Here is a 22049-nt window from a genome sequence, read left to right as displayed (position 1 = left end):
GGTTGCACCGTCGAGCGACCGGTCGTTGAGCTTGTTGCCGCCAACCACGCTGAGTTCGCCAAGACCGGTCCTACCCCGATAGCCAAGCCAGGCGTCGCGGATCGTGACCTCGTCACCGGCGAAGTCGATCTCGGTGCGATACACTGCAGCCTGTGTCCGTTCGCGATGCCGTACAGCCCGGTGCCGTGGGTGGCGGCGAGCCTGCTCTGCCTGTTTCATCGCCGACAAGCAGGCAGAACAGGCAAAGGCGGCGGTGCGCGACGGCGTGGAGATCGCGCATCTAGACCTGCCAACGCTGACCGGCAGCGAGCGGCAGATCGGTTGGGCGACCACCGTCCGTGCCGGGCGCCTCGCCGCATGGACGGCGAACCCGCCGCCCCGCCCGTTGCGCCAGCACTGATGCTCCCTATCCCATCATTGCCCGTCCCCCATGTGGAATACGCATTGGAAGTGGCGCCGGCCACAATGCTCGCAGCAGCCCTTGGCGCGGACGAACCGGACGAAGTGGGAGATATGTCGCCAGTCGATCGGGTAGAGCAAAAGATGCTCAGGACGGATCGGCATCGGTCACGGCACCATGCGGACGGTTGGCCTGCGATGACAAGGGCTCGTTCGGGCTCGCTACCGACGTTGGCAGGAACGGATAAACGGTACCGCGCGATATGCGCGGGTCGTATGCCATCGGCGGCCAGCTTCCTGACGGCCTCCGGATCGATCTGCGGCTTGCCGCCCTTGTAGACGCCGCGCGCCTTGGCAGCGGCGATCCCTTCGGCCTGCCGTTCTCGTCGCAGGTTCGTCTCGAACTCGGCGAAAACACCGAGCATGTCGAGGAACGCCTTGCCCGCTGCCGTGGCGGTGTCGATCGGTCGCTTTCAGCGCGACCCCCCTGCCCTTCAGCTCATGAACGATGTCCTGCAGATCCTTCATCGAGCGCGCCAACCGGTCGATGCGGGTAACGACCAGCGTGTCGCCTTCGCGCAGGAATCAAGCAGGATCTGCAACTCGGTGCGGGTGCCGCGCTCCGTGCCCGACTTCTTCTCCGACCGGATCGTCTGACATCCGGCAGCACGAAGCGCCGCTTCTTGAATGCCGAGATCCCGATCGGTCGTGGACACGCGCGCATAGCCGAAAAACGCCATCGGAGCCCCAATCTGTTCCAGCAGCTTCCAGACTCAGCAGGCCATATGCTCAATATCCCTGCGAACGACCCTGATCGAACGGCGAATACGTCCGATCGCAAACGTCCGATACGGGTATGCTCTGTCGTTGTACTTGCAAGATCCCAGAAGTGCGCCGTTCTGGCGGAGACGATCCACGATGATACCCAGGGGATACCAGCAGTTGCAGGTCAGTCTTGGTGTTCGTCAACGATGTTTTAAGGTCCAGCTTCTATCTGGAGCAGGTTCACCGTTCATAAGATATTGAATGTCGTCAATCTCACCGTTCGGCCAAACCACGAGTTCCCGACTGTTGATGAATTCAACCAGCATAGCATCGCCATCCGTAGGCATGTTCCAGCTAAGTGTCATTTTTTCACCAGGTTCGAGTTCGAAGCACTCGGGCCAAGGCTCCACCGACACGTAGATTGGACCTTCGGTCCTGTTGGCAAAAGTCTGCTTTGTCGTTGGCATGCCCCGCCCTTTTCGATAACCGTTCCAGGAAGCGTTCATCACGCGGTGCAAGACGGCGGACACGCCGTCCGCCGCGACGGCTAATTCTAGCTGCTTCATACAACGCTGATACCCGTCGTAGCGCGATGAATACCCTTCGTTCGCCCTCGTGGATCAGCGGATGCCAGAGCCTTGATGCCCCTTGTCGCTATCCAGCGTGGCAAAGGCCTCGGTCAGTTTCGCAGCAGACGCGCGTAACGCGGCTTCCTCGTCAGCATCGAGCGCCGGGAATAGTACACGTTCGGTGCCACCAGCGCCGACGATGCACGGCAGGCTCAGGCATATGTCGCGCATGCCATATCCATGCTCGATCCATGCGGTAACAGGCAACACCGACCGTTCGTCCCGGACCACTGCCTCGCAAATGCGAACGATGGCGGTGGCAACGCCGAAGGATGTGAAGCCTTTGCCAGTGACGATGCGATAACCGGCGTCGCGGACATGCTCGCCCAACGCCGGCAGATCGAGCGGGCTACCGGTATCGATGAAATCACCTAGTGGCTGCCCACCAATCCGAACCGTCGAGAACGCCGCCACTTCGCTGTCGCCGTGCTCCCCCAGCACGTAACCGTCGATCGCTCCGGCTGAGAGGTCGAGCGCTGCGGACAGGCTCTGCTTGAGCCGACTGGTGTCGAGCAGAGTACCTGTACCAATGACCCTGTGTCGGGGCAGCCCGGCGTAGCGGATGGCAATCATCGTCATCAGGTCAACCGGATTAGACGCGATTACCAACACACCGGCAAAACCAGCGTCCGCCAGATGTTTTACGCAATCCTCGACGATAACCGCGCTGCGCGAGGCGAGCGACAGCCGTGTCTCACTCCCGTGTGAGGCCGCTCCGGCTGTAACCACCGCGATATCCGCTGTCGCGGCATCCTCGTAGGAACCGGCCCAAATCCGTGCAGGCCTGGCAAGCGCGTTCGCATCGGTGAGGTCGGCAGCCTCGGCTGCTGCAAGAGCCGCGTTGCTGTCGACCAGCACGATCTCGCGAAACAGCGCTCTCAACATCATCGCATACGCAGCGGTTGCGCCGACGTGCCCTGCGCCAATGAATGCGACCCGACCCGAAGGCGGTGCCTGCATGGGTGCCATCATGACGCGATCGCCGCCGGGAACGGCGCCGCGCTCTCTGCTTCGACGGCACCGGCCGCCTCCAACAAGCGGTGCAAAACGGCCAGCTTGTCGTGACAAATGCGAGCAACGGCACTGTTCGCGAGATCTGCCATCGTCTGTTCGATTAGAGCGCGACGATGATGGTACGCACGTGTGCTCATAGCAATTCTCCCACAGAGCGGGAGCACTTGCGTCTCTCTGCCTCCGCTGCGCCGTGGCAGTGTGCGGAGGTGTTGTAGCTATACCGCAGATTTCCGGTTGTACCTAATCGGGCGTGCGTTGGCGAAAGCGCGATTTGCGGCACTGTACGGCATACCACTATTGCGTCCGCGCGGGACGCCCCCGCGACCGGCCGTTGCAAAAGGAAACATTCGCCCATACCGCAATCCGCGAGGGCACGTTTGCCTGCTGCAATACGAAAGAGCGGACACCCTGTCCGCCGCCTCGTCTCCGACCCCGCACAAATCCGCCAATCTAAAATTGCTGCGTGCGCCTTGATACCCTCACGATACCCGCATGCGCTTGCTCGAACAGCAGTCCGGGCCGATCCGGTCGTGCGCCCGACGCCTTCTCACGGTACACCGCCGCGACATAGAAGCCGGCTGCCCACGCGCCAGCAATGATCGCGTCCTGCCGGGCCAAATCTTGCTCGCCGGTACTCATACGTAAATACACCCGCGCGGCTTGGACAATCGTGTTCATCTGCTGGCCGGCATAGTTCATTGGCTCCGTCAGATATACTTAAGCTACCCTGTGACACGATGTCGGGTCAGATGAATTCGAAGCAAGTTCAAGTAGCCTGGCCAACAGTGCCGATCTCATCATGCCGTCGCAGTGCCAGAGTTTGCCGAGAAGTACGGTTACAGGAATTGTTGACCGGCATGATCCCGGAACGCATCGTGGTTACGGACATAGGCGCTGAGGATGTCGAGCGACTTGTGCCGGCTGACCTCGCGCATCTTGAAGACATTGGCACCGGGCTGCCGTGCCGCCTCGGTAAGAAACCCGGAGCGCAGCGAATGACCGGAAAACAACGCCGGATCGAGACCGGCGGCATGCGCGCGCGCCTTGACGACGAGGGCCACGCCTTGCGGGCTCATCGCCGCCGGCTGCACGCGATCCTCCACCCGGCACCACGCGGGCTTGCCATCGGCGGTTCTCACCCTTTCCTGCGAGGCCGGGTCCCGGTCGGCAACACGGATCTGTGCCAGCTTGCGGAACAGCGGCCCGTCGGTGACGCGGCCGACCCGTAACCATTCCAGTAACAGCGCCTTTGGCCGTATTCGTTTGCCCTCGGGGACGGCAATCCAAACGCCAAGGCCTGCCTGATCCGTTTTCGACCGGGCGATAAAGAGGCGCAAGCCTTCTGGCACGATCTGTACATCGGTAAAGGTCAAGGCGACGAGTTCTGACCGCCGCAGGGCCGCCGCCATCCCGATCGCCAGCAACGCGCGATCGCGGACACTGCGGACGTCGTCACCTGCAATGCCGGCGAGCATTCGACCAAGCTGATCGCCATCCGCCGCCGCCTTCTGCCGGGGGCGGGCCCCGTGGGTGTTACGGATACCGGCGAAGGTCCTGCGCAACTGGTAACCGCCGTCCTGGTCGCCGGGCGTGAGATAGCCTGCCTCGCGATGGCGGTCGTTGATCGCCGCCAGATAGCGCGAGAGCGTGGAAATCTTCTTGGGCAGACGCGGCGGGGATGCAGCAGGGTCACCATCTTTCATGCTGGAGATGAAGACGGCGACCGACGCGGGAGAAGCCGGTAAAGCGGACAGGCCACGCGCCGCGCACCAAAGGGCGAAGGTTTTCCAGTCAGCAGCATAGGCACGTCTTGTCGCGCTCGAGCGCGCGGCTTCCACATACATCCGCGCGCGTGCGACTTCTTCTTCCAGAAGACAGGGTACGAGCGCCTTCTCGTGCTGGGACCGTGCCTGCAACGCACTCCCACTCATCGCGCCTGCTCGACCGTGACGTCGATTTCAAGGTTCGACCAGACGCGATCCGTTGTCAGTGCCGTGGTCCGGCGAATCTGCGCCAATGCCAGGCAGGCACGATCGCCCAACGACAGACCAAGTCCTGCCGTCGTTGCCCGCATCAGCCCTGCAAGCTCCGCTTGCTGCCGATCGACCGGGACCACCTCGATGTCGAGATCGGCCATAATCGTGACAATATCGGCGGGCGGCATGCCGCGGTCGACCAGCTTGGCGACCACCTCTGCGTAGTTGCTGGCGCTGATCATCGCACCGGGCAGTCGCGCCGCGACATGCTCGGCACCCTCTTCTTCGAACATCACACACAACAGGGCGGACGAGTCCAGGACGTAACGCAGCTTATTCACCGGCAGCCTCGGCACGGCGATCCGCGATCAGTTCGTCCGACAGGTTGCCCTGTTCCGGACGGTAGCGGCGCAATTGCTCCTGTATGCGGCGCAGTGCGGACTTTGCCGATCGGACGCGCAGCTCGTCGCCCTCCACTGAAAAATAGACGGTATCGCCTTCAGCCAGCCCCAGGTGCTTGCGGACATCGGCGGGCAGCGCGATGCGGCCACCTGCGATAACCCGTCCCTTCAAGACGCCCATAGCTGCTTCCTCGTCTCGCTACACTAGACGCGACGAATACTGGTTATAACTATAGTGCGCTACTGGAAACGATGCTCCACCGAAACGCGATAAGCACACGTTATCGCTATTTGCATGAGGTAATGCCCTATCTGGGTATGCTCAGACAAAGGGGTTCGATATGTCATGTTGTGCCGGTATGGCTCTAGCTAACCTTGTGCCACTTTTTATAATGTGACATATGGCCAACACAGTTAAAGATAGGATATGTTGGCAATGGCAACACGGAGCATGGATGTAAAAGTGGCCGGAAATGGTCGCATGATCCTGCCGGCATCGGTACGAAAGGCGATGGGTCTGCATGGTGATGCTAAGGTCATCCTCACGGTTGAGGACGATCAGGTCCGCCTGTCCCCGATCGGGCATGGCGTGTCCCGTGCCCAGGCGCTGTATCGCGAACATGCCAAGCAGACGCGGACGACCGATGATTTCCTGATCGACCGGAAGGCCGAAGCTGCTGCCGATCTTGGCGAGGGCGCATCCGATGCAATGGACCGAGATGTACAATGACGTCTGTCGTCCTCGACGCATCTGCGGTGCTTGCGCTCGTACGGGATGAACCCGGCGCAGACATGGTCGCACCCCATGTCGGGCGTGCCGCGATTTCTGCGGTCAACTTGCAGGAGGTCATCAAGGAACTGCTGCTCAGCGGTCTCGACGAAACCACCACCCGCGAATTGCTCGACGAGCTTCGCCTCGATGTTCGTGCCCATGATGTCGAGGCAGCCTACGCCGCCGCTGCCTTGCATTCCCAGACGCGCCAATATGGCCGCGGCCTTGGCGACCGTTCCTGCCTCGCGCTGGCGGTGCAGCTTGGTGTCCCTGCCCTCACCGCCGATCGCGAGTGGAAAAAGGTGAAGGTCAAGAACCTGAAGGTCGAGCACATCCGATAGGCCACCAGGCGATAGGCCATCGGGATGAGTGACCTATTCCCCCGGCCGCATGCGAGACGCAAGCCGGGGGCAACGGGTCAGAACGCCGCGCGCACCCCCAGCGCCACCGCACGTCCGGGTAGCGGCGCGCGCAGTCGCAGGAACGAATTGTGCAACCGCGCTTCCGCGTTCGTCAGGTTGGCGACATCGGCGAACGCCTCGTAGCGCGCGCCCGTGCCGAACCGATAGGCGACGTGCGCGTCGACCAGCGTGAATCCGTCCGACACCGGCTCGCCCTTGCCGACATCGGTCTGCCGCAGGTAGCGGACCGCGCCGAGCGAGGCGCGCAGTGCCGCTCCCTCCCAACCCAGATCGCCGCCATAGCGTGACATCGGCGTGCGCGGCAGATGGTCGCCGTCGAGCCGCTGGCGGAAATACTGGCGATCGAACGCGGCGGTCGCACCGCTCGCGAACGGACTATAGCCGTCGGGCAGGGTGAATACCGGGCGGACCTGCACATAATCGCCGAAGCCGTGCAGCGCGAACCGGCCGATGCCGGTCGCCGCGCGCAGCGTCGCCTCCCCCTCGGTTCCGCGGAAGCGGGTATCGCCCTGTCGCCATTCGCGCACCGGCAGCGTCCGCGAGATGCCGGTATTGCCGAGATAGAGATAGTCCACGAACCGCGTGCGATAGGCGGACACCGCCGCCGACAGCCATGTCGTGTCGATCCCGCCGCCGGCCTCGATCGTTTCCGCCCGTTCCTTGCGCAACCGTCCGTCGCCCTGTTCCTCGGTCAGGATCGAGAAATGGTTGCCGTTGGCATAGAGCTCGTTGATCCCCGGCGCGCGTTCGGCGTGCGACCAGCGCCCGTGCAGAGATAGTATCTTGAACAGCGACAGCCGCGCGCCGGCGTCGCCGCTCAGCAGGTGGAAACCGGCATCGCGGGCATAGGCCGCCCCCTGCCCCCGCCCGGCGCGCACGCTGGCTTCGTCGAGGTCGTAGCGTATCCGGTCATAGCGAATGCCACCGCTCAGCGTCAGCGGCGACAGCGTCAGCCGTTCGGCGAGGAACGCCGATCGTTCGGCCGTGGCGACGCTGGGCAGATAGGACGTCGTCTCGGCGGTACGCAGGCTGCGATCGGCGATCTGCCCGCCGATCGATCCGCTGAGCGGCCCGAGCGGGCGATGCGCGATCTCGATGCGTGCCTCTTCGCCATTGCCGTCGAACCGGCTCCAGTCGCGGTCGGGCAGGCGTTCGCGGTCGCGTGAGCGGACATGCGCCGCGCGCAGCGTGACCGCCGCGACGCCGGGCAGCGGATCATACAACGCGCCCTTCAGGTCGAAACGGGTCTGCCCGACCATCACGTCGATCGGGCTGGCCCCGGATCGCGACGCCGTGATGAGGGTGAAGCCGGGCACGCCGTAGCTATTGTCGTAGCGACCGACCGACAGGCCGAGAAACCCGCCATCGACGATCACGCTGCCGCCCGCCGTCACCGCCGTGGTGCGGATCGCGCTGTTGGGCAGCCGCCCGTCGGCATCGCCCACCGGATCGAGGTTGGTGATGATCTGTCCCGACACCGGCGTCCGGTCGACGAAGCGGCGCGTCACGGGATCGAATACGAAGGTCGGCCGGGCCAGACGGACCTGGCACAATGTCTGGAGCGGCGTGGCCGCGACGAGTGACGGCCAGCTCCGACAGGTATCCGCCTTGGCCCGGCCCGGAATCGCCTGATCCCCCTGATAGCGGTACAGCCCGTCGAGATGCCATGCGAACGCGCGCTTTCCGCCGGCGATCCGGGCCATGGTCGTCACGCCGACATTGTCGCCGGTGCGCAGTTCGGCCCGCCCGGTCGGTGCTCCCGCATGTCGCTGCGTCGGGATGCGGCCGTCGATCACGTTCACCGCGCCGCCGATCGCGCCGCCGCCATAGGGGACGGCGGCACTGCCCTTGCGCACGTCGATCCGCTCGGCGAGGAACGGTTCGACCGCGGCGGCATGTTCGGCGCCCAGCCCCGATGCGTCCTGCGTGGGCAGGCCGTCGATCAGCACCGCGACCCGCCCGCCGGCCTGCCCCCGAATCGTCGGCCGGCCGACCGCCGGACCGAAATAATCATTATGGATTCCCGGAACCCGCGCCAGCGTTTCGCCGAGAGTCGGCGCCTTGCGCCGATCCAGTTCGGCCCCGGCGATGCTCGTGCCGGTCGCGCTCGACAGATGGTCGGCATCGACCGGTTCGGGACGCTGCCCTTCGACGACGATCGTGGACGGCGACTTGCCCGGCTCGGGCTGTGCGGAAGCGGTTCCTGCGGCCACGGCCAGCAGGATCAGATCAGGTAACATCGGTAATGAACCCCCAAATAAGGGCGCGTCCTATGTTGTGTTATAACGTAACAATCAAGATGGTATCTGACTGGATCATGCTTCGGCTTGCCCGCCTGCGCGGGAACGACCGGAATGGACGGCGATCACCGAGGATCGATCGGTCCCGGATCGCGACATATTCGCATCGTCAATTATCCGTTGCCAATACGAGTTATGTTATATCATAATGTTGATAGACGACACGTTATTCGGGGTGTGATGGGGGGAAGGGGGATGGGGCGGATCCGCCTGCTACGGCGGTTGCTTGCCAGCGGGACGGTAGCGGCGATCGTTGGAACGACGACACCTGCTCGTGCCCAAGCGGCGGATGAGGACGACGACCGCGCCGAGATCGTCGTCACCGCGACGCGCAGCGAACAGCGACTGGTCGACGTGCCGGCCGACGTGACGGTGAAGGACGTCGACACGCTCCGGCGCGACGGCTTCACCTTCGGAACCGATGAGTTCCGCGGCGTGCCGGGGGTGTCGTTCCGTCGTGGCGAGGGCGATGGCGACGAATTTCCGTACGTCTCGATCCGCGGATCGAACGGGACCGAGGGCTATCTGACGCTGATCGACGGGATGCCGTTCGATCTGAACGAGGAAGGCGCGCTGGGGATCGTCCCCTACCCCGCCCTGTCGCGGGTCGAGATGGTGAAGGGGCCGGCGTCGGCTCTGTACGGTCGCGGCGCTCTGTATGGCGCGGTCAATTATGTCACGCGCGCGCCGGGCGCCGACCGGATCGAGATGACGGCAACCGGCGGCAGCGACGATTACTACCGGAGCGAGTTGGCCGTGTCGCGGCGGATCGGCGACGATCTGGGGCTGATCGCGACGGCGGCGTACGAAGATTACGGCGGTTGGCGCGCGAATGGCGCGCGGCGGCAGTTGAACCTGTTCGCCAAGCTCGTGTGGTCGCTGGACGCGCGCACCGACGTGTCGCTGTACGGCACCTATCTCGATCGCCGGTCGGAGACGCCGAGCGTCCTTCCGCTCGATGCGCGGGGCCAGCCAATCGATGTCGCCGGCGGACGGCGTGCGTTCAACGGGTATCTCGATCCGCGTTCGGTGGTCGAGGGCGGGCTGGCCGCGTTGCGCGTCGAACATCGCGCAAGCGACGCGCTGACGCTGACCGCGACCGGACAATATCGCCGGTTCGACTTCGACAACCGGCTGAACTTCTACGACCCGTTCGGCTTCGCCCCGGATCGCGGGATCTTCGGCATCAACGGCTTCTACGGCGCGCAGAAATTCGATGTCGCGTACGGCGAGCTGACCGCGCGCTACGAAGCGGGCGCGCACCGCATCGTAGCTGGCGTGACCGGCGAGCGCGCCTTGTCACGCGCCGACAATCGCTGGTCGGGGCAGAATGGCTTTACCCCCGCCTGCGGCTTCACCTTCTATTCGGTGGAGATCGATTACGTGCGCGGCGGCGTGGCCAATGCGGGCGCGCCGTGTTTCGTCATCGACGATCCGCTGAGCCGCAACCGGCTCGTCACCACCTATGTCTCCGCTTTCGCGCAGGACGAGATCGCCCTGTCGGACCGCTGGTTCCTGACGGTCGGCGGCCGCTACGACCGGTTCCGGCGCGCGGCGCGCTTCTTTCCCATCGCGGACAAGTTCGACGGATCGCGCGACGCGGCGACCGCCAGCGCCTTCTCGCCCAAGGCGGCGCTGTCGTGGCGCTATGGCGCGGGGCAGGTCTATGCCTCCTATGGCCGGGGGTTCAATTCGAACTTCGGGCCGACGTTCGAATGGAATGCCGACCAATATGCCCGGCCCGAACAGCGGCCGACGACGCTCGACAGCGTCGAGCTGGGCTGGAAAGGCCGCGCGCTGGACGACACGCTCGGCTTCTCGCTGACCGGCTTCTGGTCGACGCAGCGCAACCGCCGTTCGATCATCCCCAATCCGGCGGCGGCGAACGATTTCACCCAGCCATCGAACCTCATCACCTATGGCGACCGCTATGAGAGCAAGGGGGTGGAGGCGGCACTCGACATCCGCCCGCGCGACGGCACGTCGGTGCAGATCAGCTACACCCATGTCGCGCCGCGCTGGAAGGACTATGTCGTCCAGGAGTTTGCCGGCCCGCTCGATCTGTCGGGTACGACGCCGACGGGAATCGCGCCCAACATCGTCTATATCGCGGGCGAGCAACGGGTCGCGTCATGGCTGTCGGCGCGCGGCATCCTCGAATGGTATGACGATTACCGGATCACCGCGGACAATCGCGTGGCCGGCGGCGGCTATAGTCTGGTCACGCTGGGCGCCCGGATCGCGCCGCCGCGCTGGCAGGGAATGGCGCTCGACCTCACGCTGCTGAACGCGCTGGACGAGCGCTATGGCTTCTTCTTCGGCGGCACGACCGCCCCGACCTATGCCACGCCGGGACCGCCGCGCCAGTTCCGCGCGACGCTCAGGGCGGGGTTCTGATGCGGGTGCTGCTGCTCTTGCTGGCGCTGCTGGCGGGTTGCGACCGGCCTGCCGCGACGGGGCCGCGCGAACCCGTGGCTGGACACGAGGTCGAGATGCCTTTTGCCCGGACCTTCCGCGTGGTCGAACGTGATGGCTACCGCGTCGTCGACCTGACGGCGTCGGTGGTCAACTGGGGCGGCGATGCGGTGGGCGAGGAGCAGTTCCAGCGGATCGTACTGGTCCCGCGCACGGGCACGGCACCGCCGCTGACCGGCGACCTCGCCGGCGCGACGCTGATCCGCACCCCGGTGATGCGGATCGCCAGCAACACCGCGTTCCATGAGGCGATCACGAGGGTGCTGGGCGTCAACGACCGACTGGTGGCGGTGGGCGGTGTCAAGTCGTGGGACGACGCGCTGCGCGCTCGCGTGCGGTCGGGGGCGGTGCGGCAGATCGGCTATGGCTGGCACAGCCCGCCCGACCTCGACGCGCTGGTCGCCGCGAAGCCCGACGTGCTGTTGATGAGCATGGAGGACATGAAGAGCGTCGCCGCGATGCCGCGCATCGCGGCGCTGGGCGTGCCGGTCGTGCCGATCTTCCTCGACAACGAACCGGATTACATGGGCCGGGTCGACTACGTCCGGCTGATCGGCATGCTGACGGCACGCGAGCGGGAAGCGAACGCCTTCGCCGACATGGTCGCGCGCAAGGTCGCGGTCCTCAAGGCCGCCGCCGCCGCGCAGCCGACCCGGTCGGTCATCGCCGCGTGGTTCGGCGGCGGCGACCAGTGGAACCCGACGATCCGCAACGCCGATGCCAAACTGCTACGCGACGCCAACGGCCGCAATTTGTTCGAGGGGCCGGACGATCCGCGCAAGGACAGCTTCAACCGGATCTCGACCGAACAGTTGATCGCGCAAGGCGCGGACGCCGATTGCTGGATTTTGCGCGACACCCATTCGATCCCGTATCGCGACATCGCCACGCTGCGCCGGTTCAGGGCGTATCGCGAGGGCTGCGTGTTCGCCGGCGACGGGATGCACAAGCCGGCGGCGGATGCGTTCGACTATTACGAAACGGCGGTGATCCGGCCCGATCTGGTGCTGGGCGACCTCGTGCGGATGCTGCATCCGGCGCTCCGGACCGAGCCGTTCCGGTATATCCGCCCCGATACGAAGGTGCCGCGATGACCCCGGGGACGCGCAGCGCCATCGGCAGCGCCGCGCTGTTCGCCGTCGTGCTGGTCACGGGTGTGTTCGCGCTGTCGTGGGGAAGCATCGGCATCGGTTTTGGCGACGCGCTGCACGCACTGGCCGGGAACGGCGACCCGGCGACCGTACAGATCGTCACCGGGCTGCGGCTGCCGCGTGTCGCCACCGCGATCGTCGCGGGCGGCGCGCTCGGGCTGGGCGGCGTGCTGATGCAGGCGCTGTTCCGCAATCCGATGGCCGATGCCTGGTCGCTGGGGCTGACGGCGGGCGGGCAGCTCGGCGTCGCGCTGCTGGTGACGGCCGCCGCCTTTTCGGGACCGGAGGCGATCGCGTTCCTGCGCGCGTTCGAAGGGCCGTCGATCACGTTGGGCGCGATGATCGGCATCGGCGGCTTCGCGCTGGCGATGGCGTCACTGGCGCGCCGGGTGGGAACGGTCACGCTGCTCGTCGTCGGGCTGATGCTGGGGTTCACGGTGCAGGGGATCGTCAGCGTGGTGCTGCATTTCGCCAACCGCGTCGGCGGGCGCGTCTTTTCGGGATGGAACGACGGCAATTTCGCGACCGTCACCCCGGCGGACCTGCCGATGCTGGTGGTGCCGGTCGCCGCCGGGGCGGCGCTGGCGCTGTTCAACGCCAAGCCGTTGACCGCGCTGCTGCTCGGTGAAACCTATGCCAGAAGCCTCGGCACCGATGTCGCGCGATTGCGCCGCCTGACGCTGGCGGCGGTCGTGCTGCTGGTGGCGCCCGTCACCGCCTATTGCGGGCCGGTCACGTTCGTCGGACTGATCGTCCCGCATCTGGCGCGGGCCATCGCCCGCACCGCGCGGATTTTTACCGCTGATGCCGCTCGGCGCGCTGGCGGGGGCGCTGCTGGCGCTGACGGCGGACCTCGTCGTCCATGCGCCGTGGGAACAGCATTTCCTGCACCTCAACGCGGTGCTCGCGTTGGTCGGCGCGCCGGTGGTGATCGCGCTGCTGGTCTTCTCGCCGACGATGCGGGGACAGCGCTGATGCTGCGGCTCGATACGCTGTCGGTCGGCTATGGCGCGCCGCGCGGCACGGTGCTCGCCGATCTCGCCGTCACGGTGCCGCCGGGCAGCTTCGTCTGCGTGCTCGGTCGCAACGGCGCGGGCAAGTCCACGCTGATGCGCACCATCGCCGGGCTGCAACGCGCGGTCGCCGGTGCCGCGCTGCTGGAGCATGCGGACATCGCGGCGATGCGGCCCCAGACGCGCGCCCAGCAGGTGGCGGTGGTACTGACCGAGCGTGCCGCCAGCCCCGGGCTGAGCGTCGACGACGTGGTATCGCTCGGCCGCCAGCCGTTCACCGGCTGGCAGGGGCGGCTCACCCCGGACGACCGGCAGCGCATCGTCGCCGCGCTGGCACGGGCCGGTGCGACCGCGTTCGCCACGCGGCTGTTCGACGACCTGTCCGATGGCGAGCGACAGCGCGTGATGATCGCGCGCGCGATCGCCCAGTCGCCCCGGCTGATGATCCTCGACGAGATCACCGCCTTCCTCGACCTGCCCGGCCGGGTCGAGACGATGGCGCTGCTGCGCGATCACGCCCGCGCGACCGGCGGGATCGTGCTGCTGTCGAGCCACGATCTCGACCTGTCGCTGCAACTGGCCGACAGCGTGTGGCTGCTCGACGGCCATGGCGGGATGGCGGTCGGCAGCGCGGCGGACCTGATCGCCGCCGGCCATGTCGGGCGCGCGTTCGATACCGCCGCCGTCCGCTTCTCGCCCGCGCTCGGGCGGTTCGAGCTGGTCGCGTGAAGGCGGCGCTGATCCCGCTGGCGCTCGTCGCGGCCCCCGCGTGGGGACAGGACGCGCCCGTCGCCCCCGTGCCGGTCGAACGGACCGCCCCGCCGACCCCGCCGGGCCGCGCGGGAGAGAATGCCGTGCGGCAGGCCGAGGATGCGTTCGGTTTCAGCGTGGGGCGCGAGAGCCTCGGCCTCTACTCCTCCGCCAACGTGCGCGGCTTTTCGCCGTTCGCGGCGGGCAACGTTCGTATCGAGGGGCTGTATTTCGATCCCTTCCTCACCCTCATCCAGCGATTGCGCCAGTCGACCTCGATCCGCGTCGGCCTGTCGGCGCAGGGCTATCCCTTTCCGTCGCCGACCGGAATCATCGACTACAGCTTTCGCAAGCCGGGCGACACCGCGTCACTCTCGATCCTCGTGAGCGGCGACAGTTACGGTAATGCCGGGCTGGAACTGGACGGGGCGTTGCCGCTGTCACCGACCCTCAGCGTCGGTTTCGGGGTGCAGGGGTCGCGCACCAGCTATGCCGACGGCACCCACAACCGGTCGCATAATCAGGCGGTGTCGCTCCGCTGGCGGCCGTCACCCGACATCGAGGTGATCCCCTTCTGGGCGCGCAGTCAGGTGATCGACGACGAGGCCGGTCCGACCTATATCCCGGCCGGCCCCTATCTGCCGCCGGCCATCCCGCGACGACGCTATGACGGCCCGGCGTGGAGCGATTACAACAGCGTCGGCAGTCTTCAGGGCGTGCTCGCCACGCTGTCGCCATGGCGCGACTGGACGGTCCGGGCCGGGCTGTTCCGCTCGCTGTACGACGACCGGTCGACCTTTGCGCATCTGCTGACCGATCTGACGCCGGACGGTCGCGCCGACCGGCTCCTCATCGCCGATCCGCGCAGCCGGTTCGTCTCGCTCTCGGGCGAACTGCGGGTCAGCCGCGCGCTGGCGGAGGGGCCGCGGCTGCATGTCGTCCACCTGTCGCTGCGCGGCCGCGACCGGCGGCAACGCTACGCCGGGTCGGCCTATCTCGACTATGGCCCCACGCGGATCGGCGAAGGTTTCGACGCGGCCGAACCGGTTTTCGCCTTTTCCGCGCAGACCCGCGACCGGGTGCGCCAACTTACCTATGGTATGGCGTATGACGGCCGCTGGCGCGACGTCGGCGAACTGAGCTTCGGCCTATCGCGCGCCGCGTACCGCAAGCGGTTCGAAGCGCCGGGCGATGCCGCGCGCGAAACCCGGTCGCAGCCGCTGCTGTACAATGCGACGGTGGCGGGCTTCGCGGGACCGCGCCTCGCCTTCTATGCGGGGTACGCGCGCGGGCTGGAGGAAAGCGGCATCGCGCCCGACAATGCCGTGAACCGCAACCAGCCCCTGCCCGCCATCCTGACGCGACAGGTGGATGCCGGCGTCCGATACCGGCTGACCGACACGATCAAGCTGGTCGCGGGCGTCTTCGACCTGAGCAAACCCTATTATAACCTCGACGCCGGCAATCGCTTCGATCTCCTGGGCGATGTCGTCAGCCAGGGAATCGAGTTCTCGGCGGCGGGGGCGGTGACGTCGCGCCTGAACGTGGTGGCGGGCGGTGTCGTGCTGCGCCCCCGCGTCACCGGCGAAGGCGTGGCCTTGGGCCGGGTGGGGCGACGACCGGTCGGTCTGCCGACGCGCTCGCTCGACCTGAACCTCGACTGGCGGCCGCCGGTGGCGGACGGCTTGTCGCTGGACGCGGGGGTGTCGCATGTCGGCAGCCTGCCCGCGACGCGCGACAACCGGGTTTCGATTCCGGCGCGAACCCTCGTCGATCTTGGCGCCCGGTTCCGGTTCCGGCTGTCGGAACGCGATGCGACGTTGCGATTGCAGATGAGCAACGTCGGCAATGCGAGCGGCTTCGACCTCGAAGGGGCCGGAGCCTATCGCATCATTCCGGGGCGCGTCATTTCGACCTATCTCACGATCGACCTGTGACGCCGATGATCGTCACGGGTGGGAAGCCGGGGGCCGGAATGCCGAAAGCCCCGTCCTACGTCGTCGGCCCATTCCGGTCCGCAACGAAGCGGCGCATTGCCGCCAATGTCGTGTCGCTGACATGATGCTCCATCCCTTCGGAATCGATCGCGACCGTTTCCGGGTCGATGCCGAGCGCGAGAAGAAAGTCCGAGACGACATGGTGACGGGCACGCGAACGGGCGGCCAGCGCCTCCCCTTCCCCGGTCAGGAAAAGGGCACGATAGGGGCGGTTCTCGACCAGCCCGAGTATTTTGAGCCGCTGGACGATCTTGGCGGCGGTCGGTTGCGACACCCCCATGTGCGCCGCCAGATCGATCAGCCGCGCCTCGCCGAACTGCGTCATCAGGTCGCCGATCAGCTCGACATAATCCTCGGCCATCTCGGTGGCATGGGCCTCCCGCGTCGCGCGAAAGGCGGCGGCTCGGCGCTGTGCATCGTCGGTCATGCGGCATCATGACAGTTTTGCCGGCCTGCATCCATCTTGCATCAAAATTAGCTTTGGCTAATATCTGTTGCATGAGGATATTCCGGTGAGCGTAGTAGCGATGTTGGGCCTGGCCTTCGGCGTTTCGACCGCCGGACCGTTTGCGCCGATGCCGGACAAGGAAGCCCCGACGCACGCGCCCTCCGGCAATGCGGCACCGGTCGATCCCCCGGCCGCGCCGGACATCGTCGTCACCGCACGGGGGGAACGGCGGATCGGTCGCGACCGGGCGGCGAGCGCGGGTGCGGTCTCGGGCGATGACATTCGCGCCCGCCCGTTGCTGCGCACCAACGAAGTGGCGGAGGCCGTACCCGGCCTTCTGGCCGTGCAGCATTCGGGCGGGGGCAAGGCAGCGCAATATTATATCCGTGGTTTCAACCTCGACCACGGCACCGACTTCAGTATCGCGCTCGACGGCGTGCCGATGAACCTGCCGACGCAGGCGCATGCGCAGGGCTATCTCGACCTGAACGGCCTGATCCCGGAGACGATCGACCGGATCGAATATCGCAAGGGACCCTATGACGCGCGCGACGGTGACTTTTCGCTCGTCGCGGCGGCCGCGATGACGACGCTCGACCGTGCGCCGCCCTCGATCGCGCTGGAGGCGGGAAGCTATGGCTATCGCCGGATCGCGGGGGTCGGATCGGTGCCGTTCGTGGGCGGCGACCTCGTCCTCGCGGGCGAGCTGAAAGCGAACGACGGTGTCTGGGCCTTGCCAGAGCGGCTGCGTCATGCCGGCGCCTTCGCCAAATATACGGTAGTGACCGGCCTCGGCACGCTGCGGGCCAGTCTGTCGAGCTATGACGCCACATGGCGACCGACCGAACAGGTGCCGGTACGCGCGATCGGGACGCTGCTGCCCGATCGTTTCGGGACACTCGACCCGTTCCTGCGCGGGCGCACGTCGCGACGGATCGCGACGCTGTCGATCGACGGGGAGCGGACGGCCGTATCGGCCTATGCCCAGCGATATGGGTTCGATCTCCTGTCCAACTTCACCTTCTTTCTCGACGATCCGGTACGGGGCGACGAGTTGCAGCAGACCGAGCGGCGCTGGACCTATGGCGGGCGGGTGCGACACCGCGTGCCGATCGGCACCCGCCTTCAGTTAACAGTCGGGGCCGACGCCCGCACCGACCGGATCGACGATCTCGGCTTCTACCAGACCGAACGGGGGCGGCGGATCGTCACGCGAAGCCTCGCCGACGTGCGCGAGACGGCGGTGTCCGGCTATGCCGAGGCACGCTGGCAACCGGTCGCGCCGCTGACGATCACCGGCGGAGCGCGGGCCGATCACTTCCGCTTCCGCTCGATCGGTCGCGCCGGCAGCGCGATCGACGGCGAAACCGGGGCGACGATCGTCACGCCCAAGGCCAGCGCCGCGCTGACCGTCGCGCCGGGTATCGCGGTCTACGCCAATTACGGACAGGGTTTTCATTCGAACGATGCGCGCGCCGTCGTGGCGCAGCGCGATCCGGTGCCCGCACTGGTCCGGGGCACGGGATATGAAGCCGGCACCCGTATCGAGCGCGGCCCCGTGGTGCTGACGATCGACCGCTGGTGGCTCCGCTCGGACGGCGAACTGGTCTTCCTCGGCGACAGCGGCACCGTGGAACCGCGCGGCCCGAGCCGTCGCCGGGGGTGGGAGACGACGCTGTACGTCCGTCCGCTGCGCTGGCTGTCGATCGACGCGATCCATGCGACCAACCACGCGCGCTTCGTCGATGCGCCGGGCGCGGACCGCATTCCCAATGCGGTGGAATCGGCCACCTCGCTCGGCGTCACGGTAGCGACCGGCGTGTGGCAGGGTGCGTTACGGGTCCGGCGCATCGGTCCGCGTCCGCTGATCGAGGACGACAGCGTACGCGGACCGGCCACCACGGTCGCCAATGCGCGTGTCGGCCGCACCTTCGGCAAGGCGGAGGTCAGCATCGACATCCTGAACCTGTTCGACACCCGGCGGGCGGATGCCGATTATTTCTACGCATCGCGTCTGCCGGGCGAAGCGCCGGGGGGCGTGGAAGGCATCCATAGTCGGGCAGTCGAGCCACGGCAGGTCCGGCTCGGGATCAAACTGCGAATGTGAGAGACAAGACCCTCGCCGCGTCGTCTCGCAACGCGGCGCATCCCGGGTCTTGCCATTCGTTCATGCTTGCGCCGGATTGGATATAGCTATGGCCGATTCCCCGTCTCGATCAAGCCTGCCGCTTCGGTGCTGGCGCCAACGGATGTTGCCTCCCCGGATATAATATCGTCGGCCAGCAGCATCAATTCGTGCGCTGTCGACGAACCGACATCGGCGACCTCGCCGAGCGCAAGGCCCGACCGGCGGCGGATCGCCGCATCCCAGTCGGCACGGACCGACGCCCAATAGCCGTTCGTCTTGCGCCAATATTCGTCGGCGGCCTTGATCGGGAAGTCGGTGGCAGGGACGTAGGTGTTCACCACATACTCGTGGACGAACGTCGCCGACCGGCCGTCCTTCGTGCCGATCTTGGCATTGTCCTGCTCATGGACCCAGCCTGCCGGGGTCAGGACGTGCCGGTTGGTTCCGACATAATGGTCGTAGGGCGGATGGCGCGTCGCGTCGCGACGCGCGAGGGGCCGGCGGGTTTCGTCGCTGGTCCAGCGGGTGGCGCCATCGTCGTACCGCCAGCGGCCGATCCCGCCATAGCGGGGTGAATCGTCGGTCTGCCACACGGTCTGCGACCACGCCCCGCGCCGTTCCTTGTCCGGCACCGGTCGCACGGCCCATCGCCCCGGACCGACATAGACCAGCACCGTCGCCGGTTGCCATGTCCAGTCCTGCCGCCAGTGCTTGACGACCATCGTCTTGCCGTTGCCGTCGCTCACCACCAGCAGATGCTGGAGAACGACATGGCCGGGCGTGTCGACGATCGCGCGCACCACTTCGTGTCCGCCGCTGACCTTGGCCGGATATGGCGTGTAGCCGGCGACCAGTGGCGTCGTCTCGCGCATGTCGAACGTCACCTTGAAGGTGCCGGCCATCTTCAGGATCGCGGCATGGTCGCGCGCCTGATTGCCATAGTGCGCCGTGGCGATCGGGGCCGGGGCGGCGGTCTGCGCCAGCGCGGGCGACACCATCAGCGAGGCAAAGCCCGCCGCAGCGAACAGGAAATACGAAGCGTTCATCGGAATCGACCTCACAGGACGAGGGACAGGGAGACGCCGGCATTGCGGCCCGGCTGCGAAAAGGCGTCGCGGATGGTCGAGGTGGACGTCAGCCCGCGCACGTCGCTCCACCAGAAATAGCGTTTGTCGGTGATGTTGAAGATGCCGACACGGATCGTCGCCGCTTCGCCGATGCGCAGCGACGCCGTGGCATCGAACACCCAGAAGCCGTCCGGCGTGAAACAGGACGTCCCGGGGACCGCCGGCCGCGTGCCCGCCGCCGGCTGCGCGGCGACGTTGCAACTGTTGTTGGTGTCGGACAGGTCCTTACCGGCGGAATGCGTCGCGACGAACTCGGCGCGGAACGGGCCGTCGTCGGGCTGGTAGAACAGGCCTGCGACGACTTTGACCGGCTCGACGCTGTCGAGCGGCATGGTGCCGGCGACGCCGTCGGTGCGCATCCTGCCCTTTGCATAGGACGCGGCGGCCCGCACGCCCACGCCGACCGGCAAGCGGGCCTCGCCCCGGGCCTCCAGCCCCTCGATCGTCACCCGCCCGCGATTGATGAACTGGTACACGGCGGGGTTGGCGGCGGTGAACGCGCCGGACACCTGCACCTGATCGATGAAGTCGCGGAAGCGGCTGCTGAACGCCGTTCCGCCCAGCGACCAGCGCGCACCGGTCAGGCGGATACCGCCCTCGACGCTCTCGCTCGTCTCGGGCTTCAGATCGGGGTTCGGGATCGAACGGTAATTGGCGACGATGTTGGCGAAGCCGTTGTTGATCTGGTTCGGCTCGGGCGGTTTGAAGCCCTGGCCATAGTTCGCAAAGAGCCGGACGCCATCGGTCACCCGCGCCACCGCGCCCAGACGGGGCGTAACCCGCGATCCGCTCTGCCCACGGGGTACGAAGGTCGTGAATAGCGGGTCGCTCTGCGGATCGAGCCGGTAATGGTCGAACCGGATCGCCGGGAACAGCGTCAACGACCCGTCGGCGATCGCGATCTCGTCCTGCGCGAACACCCCAATCAGTTCGTAATCGGTCGTGGGAAAGGCACGGGTCGGATAGGTTTCGCCGGCCGGTGGCACCGTGCCGCCGCGCACGCCGGTCTGGCGTGTCTTCGAATAGTCGGCACCATAGGCGAACAGGTGCGTGGCCGGGCCGGTCGTCGCCCGGCTTTCGAGTTGCAGCGTGCCGCCATATACCTCGTTGTCGAAGCGGTTGATGCGGACGCGGTCGGTGCCGACCCGGTTCTCCCATCCGGTCTGCACCGTACCGCTCTTCTGGTAATAGGCCGCAGCGCGCACCCCGCTGACCAGGCCATCACCGGCATAGCGATAGTCGATCGTACCGCGATTGCGCGCGGTGGTGTCGCGCGCCTGCAACCCCAGCACGGCCGTGGCCGATGGCGACGCGGAGGCTACCTTGGTGATCGCGCTCAGCACGTTCGTATCCACCACCGCGTCGAAGCGTTCATAGGTCAGCCGTAGCCGGCTCGCATCGTTCGGGCTCCAGACGAGGCGGCCCAGCAGCGCGTCCGAGGCGAGATCCTGCGGGTTCGGCGTGGTGCGGTCGGTATCGGCGCTGTCGTTGCTGCCCTTGGTATCCAATTCGTGGCCGTCGCGCCGCGTATAGGCCAGCATCGCCTGAAGATCGCCCTGCCGACCGGCCACGACCAGGCCCCTGGTCCAACTGTCGTCCGACGAATCATAACCGACCCGGCCGCCGCCGCCGACCAGGCGACCGCCATGCAGAAAATCCTGCGGGTCCTTGGTGATGAAGCTGACCGCACCGGCCACGCCGTCGCTGCCGTACAATGCCGACGCCGGGCCGCGGAGGATTTCGACCGACTTCAGCAGATCGAGATCGACATAATCGCCGCGACCGACCGATTGCGCCCCGAAGCTGAAGGCGTCCGGCACCCGCACGCCATCGACGGTAATCAGGACCCGGTTCCCTTCCAGCCCGCGGATGTTGAAACCGCTGTCGCGATCGCGACCGGTCGAGGCACCCGCCGCGGTGAAGCGGGCCGGCGCACGGCGTACCGCGACGCCGGGTTCGTAGCGGACGAGATCCTTGATGTCGGCGATCAGCCGGTCGTCGATCGTCGCGGCGTCGATCACCGAAACGGTCTGCGGCACGTCCTCCACCCGTTTCTCGCCGCGCGTCGCGGTCACGGTGATGTCGCCGTCGTCCGACGTGCCCTTTCCGCCACCGCTACCGGGCATGGCGGGTTGGATAACGGTCTGCGCCGGAGCCATCGTCGGCAGGACGCAGAGGTTCAGGGCCGCGACGGCAACGCCGCGCAGCAGATATGCGGATGTCATTAACGCTTCCCCTTCTCGTTCCTGTTCGTTAATGCGAGTCACTAGCGTTAGCAAGCG

Annotated in this window: 19 protein-coding genes and 1 pseudogene; 8 read left to right on the top strand and 12 right to left on the bottom strand. The window is 66.5% G+C overall.

Translation table 11 applies throughout. The features are described 5' to 3' along the window. Window positions 1-253 precede the first annotated feature (253 nt). On the top strand, window positions 254-400 hold the full coding sequence (locus LRA89_RS16590) for a hypothetical protein (protein WP_230772036.1): 147 nt from the start codon (window positions 254-256) through the stop codon (window positions 398-400). A 397-nt stretch (window positions 401-797) separates the two neighbouring features. On the opposite strand, the pseudogene LRA89_RS16585 reads toward LRA89_RS16590, so the two are convergent. From LRA89_RS16585 to LRA89_RS16555, 8 genes and pseudogenes are all read right to left on the bottom strand, one after another. After that, window positions 798-1139: pseudogene (locus LRA89_RS16585) on the bottom strand (recombinase family protein); the annotation flags it as partial. A gap of 225 nt (window positions 1140-1364) precedes the next feature. Next, on the bottom strand, window positions 1365-1730 hold the full coding sequence (locus LRA89_RS16580; protein ID WP_230772019.1) for a hypothetical protein: 366 nt from the start codon (window positions 1728-1730) through the stop codon (window positions 1365-1367). Between the two features lie 54 nt (window positions 1731-1784). Beyond that, the gene (locus LRA89_RS16575; RefSeq protein ID WP_230772017.1) at window positions 1785-2762 is read right to left on the bottom strand and encodes an L-lactate dehydrogenase; all 978 of its coding nucleotides are present in this window, start codon (window positions 2760-2762) and stop codon (window positions 1785-1787) included. After that, on the bottom strand, window positions 2762-2896 hold the full coding sequence (locus tag LRA89_RS20515) for a hypothetical protein (protein WP_268934936.1): 135 nt from the start codon (window positions 2894-2896) through the stop codon (window positions 2762-2764). Before LRA89_RS20515 ends, LRA89_RS16575 begins: the two co-directional genes overlap by 1 nt. A 361-nt stretch (window positions 2897-3257) precedes the next feature. Further along, window positions 3258-3506, bottom strand: coding sequence for a recombinase family protein (locus LRA89_RS16570; RefSeq protein ID WP_443024994.1), 249 nt, complete (start codon window positions 3504-3506; stop codon window positions 3258-3260). A 137-nt stretch (window positions 3507-3643) separates the two neighbouring features. Beyond that, the gene (locus tag LRA89_RS16565) at window positions 3644-4738 is read right to left on the bottom strand and encodes a site-specific integrase (RefSeq protein ID WP_230772015.1); all 1095 of its coding nucleotides are present in this window, start codon (window positions 4736-4738) and stop codon (window positions 3644-3646) included. Beyond that, a complete protein-coding gene (locus LRA89_RS16560) occupies window positions 4735-5124 on the bottom strand; it encodes a type II toxin-antitoxin system VapC family toxin (RefSeq protein ID WP_055760666.1) in 390 nt (129 codons plus the stop codon). Before LRA89_RS16560 ends, LRA89_RS16565 begins: the two co-directional genes overlap by 4 nt. Then, window positions 5117-5365, bottom strand: coding sequence for an AbrB/MazE/SpoVT family DNA-binding domain-containing protein (locus LRA89_RS16555; protein WP_055760669.1), 249 nt, complete (start codon window positions 5363-5365; stop codon window positions 5117-5119). Before LRA89_RS16555 ends, LRA89_RS16560 begins: the two co-directional genes overlap by 8 nt. A 246-nt stretch (window positions 5366-5611) precedes the next feature. Here LRA89_RS16555 and LRA89_RS16550 point away from each other — a divergent pair, with 246 nt between their 5' ends. Together LRA89_RS16550 and LRA89_RS16545 are read left to right on the top strand one after the other, a co-directional pair. Further along, window positions 5612-5914: an AbrB/MazE/SpoVT family DNA-binding domain-containing protein gene (locus LRA89_RS16550; protein ID WP_230772013.1), complete on the top strand. Its 303-nt coding sequence runs from the start codon at window positions 5612-5614 to the stop codon at window positions 5912-5914. After that, the gene (locus LRA89_RS16545) at window positions 5911-6297 is read left to right on the top strand and encodes a type II toxin-antitoxin system VapC family toxin (protein WP_230772011.1); all 387 of its coding nucleotides are present in this window, start codon (window positions 5911-5913) and stop codon (window positions 6295-6297) included. Before LRA89_RS16550 ends, LRA89_RS16545 begins: the two co-directional genes overlap by 4 nt. Window positions 6298-6374: 77 nt before the next feature. Here LRA89_RS16545 and LRA89_RS16540 read toward each other — a convergent pair whose 3' ends face one another. Further along, window positions 6375-8618, bottom strand: a complete 2244-nt coding sequence (locus LRA89_RS16540; protein ID WP_230772008.1) for a TonB-dependent receptor — start codon at window positions 8616-8618, stop codon at window positions 6375-6377. Between the two features lie 255 nt (window positions 8619-8873). Between LRA89_RS16540 and LRA89_RS16535 the strand changes: the two genes are divergently transcribed. From LRA89_RS16535 to LRA89_RS16520, 4 genes are read left to right on the top strand one after another with little or no spacing between them, the layout of a single operon-like run. Further along, window positions 8874-11075, top strand: a complete 2202-nt coding sequence (locus LRA89_RS16535; protein WP_230772006.1) for a TonB-dependent receptor — start codon at window positions 8874-8876, stop codon at window positions 11073-11075. Then, a complete protein-coding gene (locus LRA89_RS16530) occupies window positions 11075-12247 on the top strand; it encodes an ABC transporter substrate-binding protein (RefSeq protein WP_230772004.1) in 1173 nt (390 codons plus the stop codon). Before LRA89_RS16535 ends, LRA89_RS16530 begins: the two co-directional genes overlap by 1 nt. Then, complete coding sequence (locus LRA89_RS16525) at window positions 12244-14046, top strand: iron chelate uptake ABC transporter family permease subunit (protein WP_230772002.1); 1803 nt, start codon at window positions 12244-12246, stop codon at window positions 14044-14046. The genes LRA89_RS16530 and LRA89_RS16525 overlap by 4 nt, the downstream gene beginning before the upstream one ends. Continuing rightward, window positions 14043-16004, top strand: a complete 1962-nt coding sequence (locus LRA89_RS16520; RefSeq protein WP_230772000.1) for a TonB-dependent receptor — start codon at window positions 14043-14045, stop codon at window positions 16002-16004. The genes LRA89_RS16525 and LRA89_RS16520 overlap by 4 nt, the downstream gene beginning before the upstream one ends. Before the next feature lie 55 nt (window positions 16005-16059). Here LRA89_RS16520 and mntR read toward each other — a convergent pair whose 3' ends face one another. After that, on the bottom strand, window positions 16060-16491 hold the full coding sequence (gene mntR / locus LRA89_RS16515) for a manganese-binding transcriptional regulator MntR (protein ID WP_055760690.1): 432 nt from the start codon (window positions 16489-16491) through the stop codon (window positions 16060-16062). Window positions 16492-16576: 85 nt separating this feature from the next. Here mntR and LRA89_RS16510 point away from each other — a divergent pair, with 85 nt between their 5' ends. After that, on the top strand, window positions 16577-18619 hold the full coding sequence (locus LRA89_RS16510; protein ID WP_230771998.1) for a TonB-dependent receptor: 2043 nt from the start codon (window positions 16577-16579) through the stop codon (window positions 18617-18619). An 86-nt stretch (window positions 18620-18705) separates the two neighbouring features. On the opposite strand, the gene LRA89_RS16505 is transcribed toward LRA89_RS16510, so the two are convergent. Next, on the bottom strand, window positions 18706-19686 hold the full coding sequence (locus LRA89_RS16505) for a DUF6607 family protein (protein ID WP_230771995.1): 981 nt from the start codon (window positions 19684-19686) through the stop codon (window positions 18706-18708). Between the two features lie 11 nt (window positions 19687-19697). Beyond that, entirely contained in the window at window positions 19698-21992 is a 2295-nt protein-coding gene (locus tag LRA89_RS16500; protein ID WP_230771993.1) for a TonB-dependent hemoglobin/transferrin/lactoferrin family receptor, read from the bottom strand. Window positions 21993-22049: the final 57 nt, after the last annotated feature.

It is taken from the genome of Sphingomonas sp. Leaf4 (assembly GCF_920939515.1).
GTDB lineage: Bacteria > Pseudomonadota > Alphaproteobacteria > Sphingomonadales > Sphingomonadaceae > Sphingomonas.
This window is presented reverse-complemented; position numbering and strand designations above follow the sequence as displayed.